Origin of the sequence: Mucilaginibacter achroorhodeus (genome assembly GCF_007846095.1) — a bacterium.
Classification (GTDB): domain Bacteria; phylum Bacteroidota; class Bacteroidia; order Sphingobacteriales; family Sphingobacteriaceae; genus Mucilaginibacter; species Mucilaginibacter achroorhodeus.
Map to the genome: position 1 here is coordinate 273,013 of NZ_VOEI01000006.1, position 15,280 is coordinate 288,292.

Consider the following 15,280-nt stretch of genomic DNA (forward strand, 5'->3'; position numbering starts at 1 on the left):
TATATAAAAATACCCCTTTGCGCCTTTTATCGCACATCAATCGTTTGTGGCTAAAGTTAACCGGCTCAATGGCCGAATTCCCTTTAGAAGTTAGGATATTTCATTCGTTGTGTATCCTGGTGATCATTGCGCTTGCCTATAACGTCCCGTTCAATTACGCTATAGGTTTACCGTTGGTATCTCTCATAAGCCTGGTAACGCTAACCATCTTCTCGTTCCTTTATTATCGATCCAGGTACCAGGGTAAGATAAAATCAACAATGGTAGTTTTCACTATTGTTGGCAATTTGCTTTTCCTTGTCAACTTTATCATTAATTCTGGTACGCAAGGGCCTACGGCATTGCTGATGGGGCTTTGTATGTTCCTGATCTTTTGCGTTGTGCCAAAAAGCCAGCAAAGGTTTTGGATGCTGCTCAATATCGCGATCGTACTAACAGGAACCTGGGTTGAATATTATTACCCGAAGTTGATCCCCAATACTTACAAGAGCCGCGAGGATCGTTATTGGGATATTTCGTCAGCTTATTTAGTGGTTGTTGTAGTGCTTTATTACACCATAAATTACCTGCGCAGAAACTATGATTACGAGCGCCGCTCGGCATCGATAAAGGCACAGTCTATCGAAGAAAAGAACATACAGATAATTGCGCAGAACCAGGAGCTTGAACGTATCAATACAGAAAAGAACAAGTTGATGTCAATAATAGCTCATGACCTCCGGTCGCCTTTGAGCAATATTCAAAATTACCTTGAATTGGTTACTGAGTATGGGCTTGACACGCAAGAACGGCGTATGGTTGAAAGCGACCTTCTTAAGGTAACCCGCCGTACAATAGATATGCTTGGGAAATTGTTGGTATGGTCAAAAGCCCAAATGGATGGCGTAAATGTTAAGCTGAGCTACATCAGCCTCAAAGACGCCCTCTTTAATACGCTTGAGCTTGAAAAATCTATCGCACTTAAGAAAGACATCATTCTGACAGCCCAACTCGATTGGGATACCCGAATTATTGCGGATGCAGATATGCTTCAGTTAGTGATCCGGAATTTGTTAAGTAATGCGATCAAATTTACTGCTAAGGGTGGAGAAATAAGCATGAAAGCAGAGCGGGCCGGTAACGAGTGTCGCATCAGTATTACGGATAACGGCGTTGGCATCTCACCTAAAAAACTACCCGAACTATTCTCCCTCCGGGTAAGTTCAACCTTTGGTACCGACAATGAGAAAGGAGTAGGCTTAGGGCTGTTGCTTTGCAAAGAATTTACCGAGTTGCAGGACGGCCGTATCTGGGCCGAAAGTGAACCAATGGTAGGTACTACGTTTTTTGTAGCAATACCTGTGTAAATAAAGTCGAAAACATTATGTTGAACTGACGGGTTTTTAATATTGAATTTCCAATTTTGACTTAACATGAGGCCGGGCGATAAAGTAGTTTGCATTAATGATAAGATTGATCCTGAAAAGAACGAAGAGATACGTCGCGACTTTGAGATCTGGATCACCAAAGATAAAGAGTACACCATCCGCGAGATATTAGACAACAACGGTATTGTTACCGGCGTGCTGCTCGATGAAGTTCATAATTTCCCTAAATTTTTCAAATTGATCAACCGTTTCCAGGAGCCGGCTTTTGCTATCTGGCGCTTCAGGAAACTCAACTACGCCAGTGCCCCTGCAGAAGCCATAGCCGAAGTTGAAGAATTGGTTGAATCAGAACAATTGGTAAAAACCAATTAATTCATTTTAATACACCCATTATGTATAGTTCATGCTTGCTATGTAATATATGCTATATGGCATATATATTACCAGCCCCTATGCGCAGTTGCTTCTGTCTCTACTAGTTGTGTAAGCACTGCTTTCAACATAGCTTCCCGTGCCCATTGTTGTTCAGCTAATGATGCGTCTTGTTTATACCAGTCAATAGCCTCGTTTATTTGTATTCGAGCACGGTAAGCATATTGCTTGTTCGGGTGCAGCTTTTGGCCTTCGTAGCTGTTCATGTTTTCGCATTTGATGATCTTAGCAAATGATTTTACGGGGATTTCCATTCTCAGGCAATCATCAAGTGAGTTTTTAAAGTCCTGCTTATCTTCAAGCCACAGCGTTAATGTGTCGTCCGTCAGGTCGTGGTCTGCTATACAGATTCGGCTGTAATTGTAATCTACTGTAATGATCAGCCACCAAAGTTGGTCGCGAAATTTTTGTGAAAGTCGTATCATGGCGTGTTTGTTGGTTATTATCAGATGATCTGTTATCGCGTCGTTGCCTGCGTTATAGGGATTGAATAAATTTTGGCGACCAGCTGGGAAGATATTTTTGTATCGCAGTGATTTCACCACTATACTTAGCACAGGCTCGTTGATAACCTTCGTACCGTTGCTGTAATTCTTTTTTTGATAGCTGTTTTGAGCCGTTTATTGTTTTAGTTCTGAGTGCGGAGTAAACAATGTGCATATAAATTGATTTAAATTTATCAAACAGTTTGTAAAGTATTTTCTTTAATATCTGTAATCCGGATTTTGGATGACAAATTATTTAGTACTATATTGCCCTGATTGACAAAACAAATATAAAGAATATTCTTGATTTAAATCAAGAAAAATCTTTAAATATTTTTATTCGATATGGAAGATCCATCAAAACCAAACAAGATAAAAACAGTAAGGCCTGAAACACTGGAGTTTATCATTTTATATAACCAGTTAAGAGGCCGTGCTTTTAATAATAATACTGAATTGGCAGAAGCGATTGGCTTTAATTCAGCAAGCTCAATTACTGAGATCATTAAAAGCAGGCAGAATATTGATCCTGAAAAACTCAAGATTTTTAAAGAAAAATTTGGAGAACAGCTTGGTATCCGTAAAACCTCAGAAAAACCTGTAGTGCAGCGTTCAGAAGAGGGGATACCTATGTATGACATTATTGCAACAGCATCAGGCGTTGAGGTGTATAATGACATCAATGATTCGTTACCTGTAGGCCGTATGAACTTCCCGGGAATAGAGGAGTGTGATTTTGCGCTGCCGGTTTGGGGGCACTCTATGTACCCTTACCTGGAGAACGGCTGTTGGGTTGCATTAAAGATCATCAATGATAAAAAAATATTACCCGGTGAGGTGTACTATATAGAGTGGGGTGATTACCGAATGTATAAACGCCTGTTAGCAAGTGATAACCCGGAAGAGGTTATCGCCCATTCAGATAATGTAACTGAAATGGTAGGTGGCCGTCTAAAATATGCTCCTTTCCCAATACGCATTGATGAGATAAAAAAGCTCTGCCTGGTGAAGGATATCCATAAAAAACATAATCATTAGGCCTCACCCTGCCCTCTCCAAGTACAGGCTTCTAATGGTGGGGTATTTAAGTCCTCTCCTTTGGAGAGGATTTAGGTGAGGCTTCCTCAATGACGCGTTAGTTAACCAGGCTTTTTGACTTTTTAATTTTGACTTTTACTTAGTATGATTCGTTTAGCCCTTATCTCCGATATCCCTCAAATAATGCAACTGGTTAAAGAGGTTGTGCCTGTTATGCGCGCAAGCGGTAACCTGCAATGGGATGATACCTATCCAAACCCGCAAGTTTTTGAGCAGGATATAAACGAAGGCCAGCTTTGGGTCGCTGAGATTGATAATGAAATTGCCGGAGTAACAGCCATAACTACAGAGCAATATCCGGAATATGCACAAGCCGGAATGGACATCAATGAAGAAGCGATAGTTACCCACCGTTTGGCGGTTAGTCCGCGTTACCAGGGCAGGGGTATAGCCGCGGAACTGATGCAGCAGGCAGAGATTGTGGCATTGGAACGGAATATTCCTTTATTACGTGTTGATACTAACAGCCAGAATGTAGCTACTCAACGTTTGTTCCCAAAAATGGGCTACGAATTTAAAGGTGAGATCACCTTACAATTTAGACCGGGATTGAAGTTTGTGTGTTTTGAGAAGCGACTGCCTACTCAAAAATAAGGCTGAACATCAAGGTACGCAAACCAAGTTTGCTGAGCGGGGTGGCATAGGGGGTGTTGTCCTGTACCAGCATATTGGTAAAGGAGTTGGAGAACTTGATCTCCGGCGAAAGCTTAAAGTATTCGAAATAAATATCGAAGCCCGCCCCAACCTCATAAGAAGAATATCCTTTAACGTTTCGCAGCAATCGTTCTGTAGGGTCAATATTATCGCCTGGGTCTTTCTTCGAGCCTATGCTTTGCGAATATTTGAGCCCTCCTAAAAGATAAACCCGCATGTTGGCGATCCTGTCAGATTTTAGCTTTAGTTGAAGCGGGAAATCAACGGTTGTGGTTTGTACAGATTTTACCACATTTTCATTCGGATTATCGTAGTAATAAGCCACTTTTCTATCGGCAAACAGGAGGGAGGGTGTTACCCTTGTTTCCAAATGGTCGGTTAATCTATAGCGGGTAATAAAGCCAACCGCAAAGCCGGGCGACGAGGGTGAAAAAATTGCCTTCCTGAATGTGGTCACCGCCTCATTGTTGTTTTGCGGGTCACGGAAAGGCGTTTGCCAATCAGGCTTTTTAACTACATCAAAGTGGCTTTGTACATAAGAGAATAAAAAACCGAAACTGAGATCGTTCTGGTCGGCGCCCCCACCCCAGGCTTGCGCAAATAGCTTATTGCTGCAGCACACCAGTATAATGATGGTTAGGAGCCGGAGTTTTATCATTTAATGCCGGTATAAATGGAGCAGATGCCAAATAGCAGCGGCCTTACCTTGGTTTCTTTAAAACCAGCCTTGTTCATTATCGCCCTAAATGCCTCTCCATCCGGGAAGGCGGCTACAGACTCAGGCAAATAAGTGTAAGCCCTTGCGTCTTTAGAGAAAAGCTTGCCTATGCCCGGCGTTATATAATTAAAATAAAAGTTATAGAGCTGCTTAACAGGGAAGCCCTTGGGTTTAGAAAACTCGAGCACTACGGCCTTGCCTCCGGGTTTTAAAACTCGGTTAATATCTGTAAGCCCTTTTTCAAGGTCTTCAAAGTTGCGAACGCCGTAAGCAACAGTAACCGCATCAAATCCGTTATCGTTAAAAGGGAGCTTTTCAGAGTCGCCAAGTTTAACTTCAAATTTATCACTAAGGCCACGTTTGGCTATCTTTTGCTTAGCTACCTCAAGCATGCCGGCAGATATATCAACCCCGATGATCTTCTCGGGTTTAAGCAATTTAAGTGCCTCAAATGCAAAATCGCCGGTGCCGGTAGCAACATCCAATATCAGCTTGGGCTGGTCTTTTTTTAATTCGTTTATCGCTTTCTTCCGCCAAATGATATCTATCCCTAACGACATAAAGTGATTAAGAAAATCATAGGTTTTAGAGATATTGTTGAACATATCGGCAACCTGTTCTTTTTTGGTAGCCTGGTTCTGATATGGAGTTACTGTTTTGCTCATGTTTTCGGCAGTAAAGATAAGTATTTTTGTAGCTTGTACCGTTTTAACATTGGTACTCAACACTCAAATTAGTTTGCAATAATTAACTCTTACCTACCGCCAATTATCCAAATAAACTATTGATTATGCACTTTTAACATAAAGTTCTATCTTCACAGTTCAGCAGTTCTTGCTTTTAAAAACTTAAATTTCAAACTAAACTATACTGATAACCATGAAAGAAAATTCTGAAGCGTCGCGCAGAGGCTTTTTAAAAAAGCTTGCTACTACCACCGCTGCAGTTGCCGCCGGCAGCAGTCTTTTAGCTGCCGACAAAAACACGCCATCGTTCTATTACCTTAAAAAGGAATACAAGCCGTTCGGCCCTAATGATCAGGTAAACATAGCCTTGATTGGTGCCGGAGGTATGGGTACGCAGGATACCATTGTAGCCCTGCAAGTGCCGGGTGTAAAGTTGGTTGCCGTTTGTGACCTATACGATGGCCGTTTGGCAGATGCTAAAAAGCGCTGGGGTAATGATATTTTCACTACCAAGGTTTACAAGGAAATACTTAATCGTAAAGATATTGATGCCGTTATTATAGCAACGCCCGATCACTGGCACCAGCAAATATCTGTTGATGCCATGCACGCCGGTAAACACGTTTACTGCGAAAAACCGATGGTACACTCGGTTGCCGAAGGCCCTGCGGTAATAAAGGCCCAAAAAGAAACTGGTAAAGTATTCCAGGTAGGTAGCCAGGGCGTATCATCATTAGGCAATGAAAAAGCACACGAACTCTTAAAAAGCGGCGCTATCGGTCAGCTTAATTACGCCGAAGGTTTTTGGGCGCGCCGCGCACCCATTGAGGTTTGGCAATACCCTATACCGGATGATGCTTCGCCGCAAACTGTTGACTGGGAAACTTATGTCAGCAACGTGCAAAAACGCCCTTACGATTCAAAAAGATTCTTCCGCTGGAGAAATTATACTGATTACGGTACTGGTATGGCTGGCGATTTATTCGTGCACCTTTTTAGCAGCTTACACTTCATTACCGATTCCATGGGACCGAATAAGATCTACGCTTCGGGCGGACTGCGTTACTGGAACGATGGCCGCGAAGTGCCGGATGTGTTGTTAGGTACGTTTGATTATGGTAAAACTGCTGCCCACCCGGCATTTAACCTTTCGCTTCGTTGTAATTTCGTTGATGGCACCAGCGGTACTACATACTTAAAGTTAGTTGGCAGCGAAGGCTCTATGGATATAACATGGGATAGTGTTACACTTAAGCGCAATAAAACCATCGCTTCCGATGATCCATTCTATTTGGAAAAGCTACGTAAAGCAGGTCAAAGCAATAGCTCTCGCAAACAAATACTTCCTCCTGAGGAAATTACTTACAATGCCGAAAAAGGCTACCTGGGTGGGCCGTATGACCATATGAATAACTGGATAACTGCCATCCGCAATAACGGTAAGGTTACCGAAGATGCTGTTTTTGGTTATCGTGCAGCCGCGCCAGCTTTATTATGTAATGATAGTTACTACAAGAACAGCCCGATGTTCTGGGATCCGGAGAACATGAAAATGATTAAGAAAGCTTAGTATGAAAAAGCATATTAAAATTTTGAGCTTTGCAGCGTTATTATGTGCCGCAGGCTCACAAAGTTTTGCCCAGGCCAAAAAGAACGGATGGGTAAATCTTTTTGATGGCAAAGACCTTGCGGGATGGCACGGCTTTAACAAAACAGGCCCGGTTAAAAACTGGGAGGTAGAAAATGGCGCTTTGGTTTGCCTTGGCGCCGTGAAAGGCACTGATACCGGTGGCGATATTGTTACCGACAAGGAATACGACAACTTTGAGTTGACCTGGGAGTGGAAGATTGATAAAGGCAGCAACAGCGGCGTGCTTTACCATGTGGTTGAGGATCCGAAGTATGATGCAGCTTATTTAACTGGTCCCGAATACCAGATAATAGATGACATAGGCTGGGTGCCGGATAAACTGGAAGATTGGCAAAAAACCGGTGCGGATTATGCTATGCATGTTGCAAACGGCAACAAAAAAATAATGCCGGTAGGACAATGGAATACCAGTAAGATCATTTTCAATAAAGGCCATGTTGAGCACTGGCTGAACGGTAAAAAAATCGTGGAGTTTACCGCCTGGGATGCCGACTGGCAAAAACGCAAAGCCGAAGGCAAATGGAAAGACCATCCCGAATACGGTATGGCTAAAACAGGCCACATTGCCCTGCAAGATCATGGGCATAAAGCTTATTACCGAAACATTAAGATAAAGGAGTTATAAGTATCAAACCAAACTTGTCATTGCGAGCGTAGCGTGGCAATCCCCGACATACAGAGCCTCTTTGGGTATCGAGGGTTGCCACGTCGCCTGCCGGCTCCTCGCAATGACGGGGTAAAAAGAAGGCCCTGCATTTGCAGGGCCTTCTTTATTTTAATAAAACTTCGGTAATGGATTTAACCCTACATCCTGGCGTTGGTGCCAGTATGGATAGATCGGGTCTCGGTCGCTGGCGGCATCAAGTTTTTTAACTTGCTCCGTAGTCAGGTTCCAGCCTACGGCATCCAGATTTTGTTTTAGTTGTTCCTCATTACGGGCACCTATAATAATGTTGGCAACCGTTGGACGTTGCAATAACCAGTTAATGGCTACTTGCGCAACAGACTTGCCTGTTTCTTCGGCAACCTGGTCTAAGGCATCAACAATTGTATAAAGTCGTTCGTAATCTGTTTCCGGTCCGTGGCTGCCGCCCTGCGCGCGGCGATTATCTTTCGGCAACTCCTGGCCGCGGCGATATTTACCACCCAACTGACCAGATGCCAGCGGACTCCATACAATGGTGCTCACGTTTTGGTCAATTCCTAAAGGCATCAGTTCCCATTCAAAGTCACGATCTAACAATGAGTAGTAGGCCTGATGGGCAATGTACTTAGCCCATCCGTAACGCTCAGATACCGATAACGACTTCATTAAATGCCAGCCCGAGAAATTTGAACAGGCTATATAACGGATCTTACCTGCGCTGATCAGGTCATCCAGCGTGCGCAGTGTTTCTTCAACCGGGGTGTTGCCGTCAAAGCCATGTAAATGGAAAATGTCAATGTGGTCTGTTTTCAAACGTTTCAGGCTTTCTTCAACAGAAATGGTTAAATGATAGCGCGAAGAACCAAAATCGTTGGGGCCGTCGCCCATACGAAAGGTTGCTTTTGTAGATATCAAAACGCGATTGCGCAATCCTTCGAGCGCTTGGCCTAAAATCTCCTCAGATACACCGCGAGAATAAACGTTGGCGGTGTCAAAGAAGTTTACACCTGCATCAAGGCATAAGTGAACCAATTTTTTGGCGTCCTCTAATTGAGTATTGCCCCAGGCCTTAAAAAAGTCTCCTTTGCCACCAAAGGTTGCAGTTCCAAAACTTAGCACGGGCACATGCAAGCCCGATCCTCCTAACTGTCTGTATTCCATAGTGTAATATTTATAGTAAATGTATTGTTAAGGCTAAATGCCAACGGCATCAAATCTCGGTAGTAAATGTTTCCCAAATATCATGCAAATACCATAATGGATTATTTGCGCCAAACTATCCTTACCATAAAAAGACAAATAAAGTCGGTATAAAAACATAATTTCGCTGCCGATAGTTACATCTATTATGTCAAAAATAGCTTTAATAACAGGTGCCACCGCCGGCATTGGCGAGGCTTGTGCACATACTTTCGCACAGCAAGGTTACGATCTTATACTTACGGGCCGACGGTTAGACAGGCTTGAGAAAGTTGCAGGGTACCTTAATGATAAATATAACGTAGAAATAGCGGTATCATCATTTGATGTGCGTAACCGCGAGGATACACTCCGTAGTCTGGAAAGTTTACCGTCAAAATGGCGACAGGTTAGCGTTCTGGTGAATAATGCCGGCTTAAGCCAGGGGCTTGATCCCATTAATGCAGGAAGCTACGATGATTGGGACACTATGATAGATACCAACATTAAAGGCTTACTTTACGTAAGCAAGCTGGTATCAAACTGGATGATAACCAACGGCGGCGGGCATATTATCAACATCGGCTCAATAGCCGGTAAAGAAGTTTATCCTAGCGGAAACGTCTATTGTGCTACCAAGCACGCTGTTGATGCGCTTACCAAATCAATGCGGATAGATCTGTTGTCGCATGGTATTAAGGTAACGGCGATTCATCCGGGTATGGTAGAGACGGAATTTTCTGAAGTACGCTTTAAAGGAGATAAAGAAAGAGCCAAAAAGGTTTACCAAGGTTTTGAGCCGTTAAAGGCAACAGATATAGCTGAAACTATTTGGTTCGTGGTATCGCGCCCAGCGCATGTAAACATCAATGACCTGTTAATAATGCCCACGGCGCAAGCTACGGCAACAAATGTTTTAAAGAAGTAAGTCGGGAAAGTCCGCAGTCGGAAAGTCCGAAAGAAGAAATATATAACAACCCAATCCGGACTTTCCGACTTATCGGACTTCCGGACAAAAAATTCAGTAAAATGTCACTTATATCACAAATAGACCAGGATATTAAACAGGCGATGTTAAGCAAGCAGGCCGATAGGCTGCGTGGCTTACGTGCCATTAAGTCGGCTCTGCTGCTGGCTAAAACAGAAAAGGGTGCTGCCGAAGAACTTACGCAAGAAGCAGAGATAAAAGTGTTGCAAAAACTGATAAAGCAACGTAAAGAATCTGCAGACATTTACAAAACACAAGGCCGCGAAGACCTTTACGATATTGAAATGGCCGAAATGTATGTTATTGAACCATACCTGCCACAACAAATGACGCGTTTTGAGATTGAAGGTTACATACAAGAACTGATAACAAGGTTAGAGGTAACCTCAGTAAAAGATATGGGCAGGGTAATGGGCGTGGCCAATAAAGAGCTTGCCGGCCGTGCCGATGGTAAAACTGTATCTGAGGTAGTTAAGCAGCTTTTAGGGTAAAGTAAACGGCTTAATTATCTATAAAAGGTGTGAAACTGTATTTATAATTATAATTTTACAACAGTTGAGGTTAAGCCTTAACAGATAAAAATAGAACTTACATACAATTATATGGAGCTGGTGCTTAGACAAGAACATGGATTTAGCTATATCGAAGTTGGTGAAGGCGAACCGCTTTTGCTTTTACACGGCTTGATGGGCGCTTTAAGCAACTGGCACGATGTTGTTGAAGAATTTAGTAAAGAGTATAAGGTGCTTATACCAATGCTGCCTATATATGAATTGCCTATACTTACTACCGGTGTAAGGGCGTTATCTAAATTTGTACACAAGTTTATCAAATTTAAAAAGCTGAGAAATGTTACGCTGTTGGGTAACTCGCTTGGTGGGCATGTGGGTTTAATTTATGTACTGGCGCATCCTGGCTATGTAAAGGCGTTGGTGCTAACCGGTAGTTCGGGTTTATATGAGAATGCCTTTGGCGGATCATTCCCGAGGCGTGAGAATAAGGATTTTGTGCGTGAGAAAGTACAATTCACATTTTACGACCCTGCAATTGCTACCGAAGAACTTGTAGATGATGTTTACCAAACCATAAATGACAGGCCTAAGGTTATACGCATTTTGGCAATGGCGAAATCTGCCATTAGGCATAACATGAAAGACGAACTGCGCAAGATAACCATGCCGGTTTGTTTGATATGGGGCCGTGATGATAAAATTACCCCGCCGGAGGTAGCTGTAGAATTTAACCAGCTGATGCCAAACTCAGAACTGCACTGGATAGATAAATGCGGGCATGCACCAATGATGGAGCGTCCTCAGGAATTTAATACCTATCTTAAGGGTTTCTTAGATAAAATAAAACGATAATATATGCGTGCAATTGAGCTTATAGAAGACGCGATACCCCCGGTACATACCTCTGATAGTATACAGAAGGTTTTTGACCGTATGGCAGAGTTTCGTGTGCGCCATATGCCAATTGTAAACGAAGACCAGTTTTTGGGATTGGTAAGTGAAGATGACCTGATTGAAGAGCCTGATTATAACACGCCGATAGGTGCACTTGCGTTATCTCTTGTAAACCCTTATGTGGTAGAGGAGCAGCACATCTACGATGTTATCCGTTTGTTTTATGAACAGCAGCTTACAATAGTGCCTGTACTCAATCAAAAAAAAGAATATCAGGGGCTTATCAGTATCAATTGCATGGCAGAGTATTTTGCCAAACTTACTTCCTGTTCAGAGCCGGGCGGTATTATTGTGCTTGAAGTGGATATCAAGAATAACTCATTGGCACACATGTCGCAGGTGGTTGAGTCTGATAATGCACAGATCCTGAGCTCATATACCCGTACCTTTCCAGACTCTACCCGTATGGAAGTAACACTGAAGGTGAATAAGCAGGATGTTTCAAACATACTGGCAACCTTTCAGCGATACAGTTACGAGGTAAAGGCTACCTTTAATTCTACCGATAACAATGATAACTCGATGGATAGGTATGATTCATTGATGAACTACCTCAATCTATAGCAAAAGCCACACATGAAAATAGCAGTTTACGGAAGGCAGTTCAATGATGCATCTATATTTCCGTACATCAGGCAGGTATTTGATACCTTGTTACAACATAATGTGGAGGTTTGCATCCATCCGCTTTTAAACGAGAATTTACAGAACCACATCGATACATCGGCGTTCACCGTGCTTAATTGTGACTCGGCTTTAAAAGGTCATATCGATATATTTCTTACGCTTGGTGGCGACGGTACCCTTTTAGATATGGTGAGCGTTGTGCGCGATACCGGCATCCCCGTTATTGGTATCAATTTTGGGCGCCTGGGCTTTTTGGCAAGCATCAACAAAAGTGATATCGCTGCAGCAATACATGCGGTAGTAAATCAAGAATATACATTAGATAGTCGTGAACTACTTGTAATAGACTCCGACGAAAAGATCTTTGGCGATAACAATTTTGCACTTAACGATATTACCATCCACAAACGTGATGACTCGGCCATGATCACCTGCCATGTGGCTTTAGATGGCGAGTTCTTAAACTCCTACTGGGGCGATGGTATCATCGTTTCAACACCAACCGGCTCAACGGCTTATTCTTTAAGCTGTAATGGTCCTATCATTTTCCCGCAGTCTGATAGTATAGCCCTAACACCCGTTGCCCCTCATAATTTAAATGTGAGGCCGGTGGTATTGCCAAACACAAGCCGGGTATCTATAGATGTGGATTATCGCGGCAATAATTATATTGTATCTTGTGACAGCCGTACGGCGATCATTGACAAACCCATGCAGTTTAGGGTTTACAAGGCCGATTTTAAGCTCAACCTTATCAGGCTTAATAATGAAAGCTACCTGTCTACACTCAGGAAAAAGTTATTATGGGGTTTAGACGCCCGTAATTATTAACTTTACTTAATGCGCAAATACGCTGCCTTACTATTATTGTTATTAACAAGCTTTGTTGCCCGTTCCCAAACCTGGGAGATCGGCGGCAGTGCCGGCGCAGCTGCCTACGTAGGCGACCTTAACACCAATAATCCTTTTAAGCCAAACGGTGGCTTTGGCGGCGTATTCGTAAAGCGAAATTTTGACCGCTACCTGGGGCTTCGCCTAAATTTTGTGTACGGTCAAATAAGCGGTGCCGACAGCACATCACACATCGAGCAATTTCGGCAGCGTAACCTTAGTTTTACTGATCAATTAAAAGAGCTTAGCCTGATATTGGATTTTCATTTTATGAGCTATATACCCGATGCAGGCAAAAATATTTACACGCCATATGTTTTCCTGGGGGCAGGTATCACATCCTACAATCCGCAAGCTATGTTAGACGGTAATAGGATTGATCTGCGGCCATTACAAACGGAGGGTACCGCTTATGGAACAAAAACCTTGGTGATACCCTTTGGCGCTGGTTTTAAATATAACATCGGCGGTAAATGGACATTAGGTGCCGAGCTGGGTTACCGCTACACCAACACCGATTTTTTGGATGACGTAAGCGGCGTTTACCGTACATTTCCTAATCCCAACAGCAATGGAGCACGCCTCGCCGACCGATCAGGCGAGGTTGGTGCAGGGCCGGCCATCATAGGTTCGCAGCGCGGTGACTTTAAATCTAAAGATCTGTATGGTTTTTTCGGGCTCACTATTTCCTACACTTTCGTAACATCGAAATGTTATTACTAAGATTTAAAATTCTGTAAAATTTAATAAAACAAAATAATATTTTGTTTTATTAAACAAAGCGGTATATTTATCGGTATAATAATTAAGAAACCAATTATTAACCTTTAAAACCATATTGCCATGGCCGAGCTAAACACAAACCCCGAGAAAAGCGGTAACAGAGTTCGCACAAAGAAAGCAGCCCTAAGGGTTGATCTTACCGCAATGGTTGATCTCGCATTTTTGCTGATCACCTTTTTTATGCTCACTACCACCCTAAGCAAACCAAAAGCTATGGATGTTGTAATGCCGGTAGGGGAGAGCGGCGCCGTACCACAATCACGCACCATGACCATCTGCCTTGGTAACAACAATAAAGCCTTATGGTACCTGGGCGAGCCGCAAAATCCAAAGATTCCGGCAACTATAACAAATTATGGCAAAAGCGGCCTTCGTCGCGCAATCACTGAGGTACGAGATGAAGTACGTAAAACCACAGGCAAAGACTTAATAGTAGTGATAAAGCCCGCCGAAACTTCCGTTTATGAAAACCTGGTCAATACACTGGATGAAATGAATATTAACAATATACAGCAATTTGCCATAGCAAACATCGATAAAACTGACATCGACTTGCTTAAACAGAAACAGGCATTTTAAAAGATTCTTAACCTAAACCATGTGTGAGGCGTCGTAACTAAAAGTTGCGGCGCTTTTTTTATGTTAGCGTTAACTGTTGGCTATCAGCCCGAAAATGGAAAACAAGGCAGATTTCTTTTTTAATCCATACTAAAATAATACAAACTAAGTTTTTACCTTTGTCACCTGAAAAAAATAACATTGGTTACTGTGCATCTTGTGACGGTAAAATGCCACAGGTTAAAAAGGTACATCAGCATAAACGGTGCTGTGTAAACCGTTAAACAAATGAGTTATATAGACCAGATTGATCTTCAGAGAGTACCCCGCCACATTGCAGTTATTATGGATGGCAACGGCCGTTGGGCAAAAGGTAAGGGCAAATTAAGAGTGTTTGGTCATCATAACGGTGTGCTTTCTGTACGTGATGTGGTTGAGGCTGCAGGTGACCTGGGTGTTGAGTATCTAACACTCTATACTTTTAGCGCCGAGAACTGGAACCGCCCAAAACTTGAGGTTACCGCAATTATGGAGCTGCTGATATCTACCTTAAACAAGGAGATAGCCAAGCTGATGAAAAACAATGTACGCCTTAATGCAATTGGCGATTTGGATAAGTTGCCCGGTAAATGTCATAGAGAACTGGAGGCTGCTATTGAAAAAACATCAGTGAATACCGGTTTAACCTTAACGCTGGCGCTAAGTTATAGCTCAAGAGAAGAGATTGTACATGCTGCAAAGGAATTGGTAGCAAAGGTACAAAGCGGCGAGTTGCAGCTTGAGGACATTAACGAACAAATGTTTGAAGATAATTTATACACCTCAGGTATGCCCAACCCCGAACTTTTAATAAGAACAAGTGGGGAATACCGCATAAGCAACTATTTACTTTGGCAAATTGCGTATGCCGAGCTTTATTTTACGCAAAAACTATGGCCTGATTTTAGGCGTGAAGACCTTTTTGAAGCCATCTTAGATTACCAGAAACGCGAACGCAGATTTGGCAAAACCAGTGAACAGGTAAATTAAATTTTACTTTTAACACTTTTTA

At 42.7% G+C, this 15,280-nt stretch carries 18 protein-coding genes; 14 read left to right on the forward strand and 4 right to left on the reverse strand.

All coding sequences use genetic code 11. From position 1 onward, the window contains the following. Positions 1-68 precede the first annotated feature (68 nt). Together FPZ42_RS16300 and FPZ42_RS16305 are read left to right on the forward strand one after the other, a co-directional pair. Positions 69-1,346 carry a sensor histidine kinase gene (locus tag FPZ42_RS16300; RefSeq protein WP_146272912.1) on the forward strand — a complete coding sequence of 426 codons (1,278 nt, stop codon included), beginning with the start codon at positions 69-71 and terminating at the stop codon, positions 1,344-1,346. 66 nt (positions 1,347-1,412) lie between these two features. Further along, a complete protein-coding gene (locus FPZ42_RS16305) occupies positions 1,413-1,739 on the forward strand; it encodes a hypothetical protein (protein WP_146272913.1) in 327 nt (108 codons plus the stop codon). A gap of 68 nt (positions 1,740-1,807) precedes the next feature. Here FPZ42_RS16305 and FPZ42_RS16310 read toward each other — a convergent pair whose 3' ends face one another. Then, complete coding sequence (locus tag FPZ42_RS16310; RefSeq protein WP_146272914.1) at positions 1,808-2,224, reverse strand: hypothetical protein; 417 nt, start codon at positions 2,222-2,224, stop codon at positions 1,808-1,810. Positions 2,225-2,629: 405 nt separating this feature from the next. Between FPZ42_RS16310 and FPZ42_RS16315 the strand changes: the two genes are divergently transcribed. Together FPZ42_RS16315 and FPZ42_RS16320 are read left to right on the forward strand one after the other, a co-directional pair. After that, complete coding sequence (locus FPZ42_RS16315; protein WP_146272915.1) at positions 2,630-3,322, forward strand: S24 family peptidase; 693 nt, start codon at positions 2,630-2,632, stop codon at positions 3,320-3,322. Between the two features lie 144 nt (positions 3,323-3,466). Beyond that, positions 3,467-3,976, forward strand: a complete 510-nt coding sequence (locus FPZ42_RS16320) for a GNAT family N-acetyltransferase (RefSeq protein WP_146272916.1) — start codon at positions 3,467-3,469, stop codon at positions 3,974-3,976. Here FPZ42_RS16320 and porT read toward each other — a convergent pair. Together porT and ubiE are read right to left on the reverse strand one after the other, a co-directional pair. Further along, positions 3,963-4,694: a type IX secretion/gliding motility protein PorT/SprT gene (porT, locus tag FPZ42_RS16325; RefSeq protein ID WP_146272917.1), complete on the reverse strand. Its 732-nt coding sequence runs from the start codon at positions 4,692-4,694 to the stop codon at positions 3,963-3,965. The two genes, FPZ42_RS16320 and porT, sit on opposite strands and share 14 nt — an antisense overlap. Continuing rightward, positions 4,691-5,419, reverse strand: coding sequence for a bifunctional demethylmenaquinone methyltransferase/2-methoxy-6-polyprenyl-1,4-benzoquinol methylase UbiE (ubiE, locus tag FPZ42_RS16330; protein WP_146272918.1), 729 nt, complete (start codon positions 5,417-5,419; stop codon positions 4,691-4,693). Before ubiE ends, porT begins: the two co-directional genes overlap by 4 nt. A gap of 214 nt (positions 5,420-5,633) precedes the next feature. Here ubiE and FPZ42_RS16335 point away from each other — a divergent pair, with 214 nt between their 5' ends. After that, positions 5,634-7,010 carry a Gfo/Idh/MocA family protein gene (locus tag FPZ42_RS16335; RefSeq protein ID WP_146272919.1) on the forward strand — a complete coding sequence of 459 codons (1,377 nt, stop codon included), beginning with the start codon at positions 5,634-5,636 and terminating at the stop codon, positions 7,008-7,010. A 1-nt stretch (position 7,011) separates the two neighbouring features. Further along, a complete protein-coding gene (locus tag FPZ42_RS16340) occupies positions 7,012-7,716 on the forward strand; it encodes a 3-keto-disaccharide hydrolase (RefSeq protein ID WP_146272920.1) in 705 nt (234 codons plus the stop codon). A 150-nt stretch (positions 7,717-7,866) separates the two neighbouring features. Here the strand turns inward: FPZ42_RS16340 and FPZ42_RS16345 are convergent, their stop codons facing one another. Beyond that, positions 7,867-8,898, reverse strand: coding sequence for an aldo/keto reductase (locus FPZ42_RS16345; protein ID WP_146272921.1), 1,032 nt, complete (start codon positions 8,896-8,898; stop codon positions 7,867-7,869). A 187-nt stretch (positions 8,899-9,085) separates the two neighbouring features. Here FPZ42_RS16345 and FPZ42_RS16350 point away from each other — a divergent pair, with 187 nt between their 5' ends. From FPZ42_RS16350 to FPZ42_RS16385, 8 genes are all read left to right on the forward strand, one after another. Beyond that, positions 9,086-9,844 carry an SDR family oxidoreductase gene (locus FPZ42_RS16350; RefSeq protein ID WP_146272922.1) on the forward strand — a complete coding sequence of 253 codons (759 nt, stop codon included), beginning with the start codon at positions 9,086-9,088 and terminating at the stop codon, positions 9,842-9,844. A 101-nt stretch (positions 9,845-9,945) separates the two neighbouring features. Beyond that, positions 9,946-10,395: a GatB/YqeY domain-containing protein gene (locus FPZ42_RS16355; protein ID WP_146272923.1), complete on the forward strand. Its 450-nt coding sequence runs from the start codon at positions 9,946-9,948 to the stop codon at positions 10,393-10,395. Positions 10,396-10,506: 111 nt separating this feature from the next. After that, on the forward strand, positions 10,507-11,268 hold the full coding sequence (locus FPZ42_RS16360) for an alpha/beta fold hydrolase (protein WP_146272924.1): 762 nt from the start codon (positions 10,507-10,509) through the stop codon (positions 11,266-11,268). A gap of 3 nt (positions 11,269-11,271) precedes the next feature. After that, on the forward strand, positions 11,272-11,934 hold the full coding sequence (locus FPZ42_RS16365; RefSeq protein ID WP_146272925.1) for a CBS domain-containing protein: 663 nt from the start codon (positions 11,272-11,274) through the stop codon (positions 11,932-11,934). A 12-nt stretch (positions 11,935-11,946) separates the two neighbouring features. After that, complete coding sequence (locus tag FPZ42_RS16370) at positions 11,947-12,828, forward strand: NAD kinase (RefSeq protein ID WP_146272926.1); 882 nt, start codon at positions 11,947-11,949, stop codon at positions 12,826-12,828. A 9-nt stretch (positions 12,829-12,837) separates the two neighbouring features. After that, positions 12,838-13,611, forward strand: coding sequence for a type IX secretion system protein PorG (gene porG / locus FPZ42_RS16375; protein ID WP_146272927.1), 774 nt, complete (start codon positions 12,838-12,840; stop codon positions 13,609-13,611). 120 nt (positions 13,612-13,731) lie between these two features. Then, entirely contained in the window at positions 13,732-14,250 is a 519-nt protein-coding gene (locus FPZ42_RS16380) for an ExbD/TolR family protein (protein WP_146272928.1), read from the forward strand. A gap of 267 nt (positions 14,251-14,517) precedes the next feature. After that, on the forward strand, positions 14,518-15,258 hold the full coding sequence (locus FPZ42_RS16385; protein WP_146272929.1) for an isoprenyl transferase: 741 nt from the start codon (positions 14,518-14,520) through the stop codon (positions 15,256-15,258). Positions 15,259-15,280 lie beyond the last annotated feature (22 nt).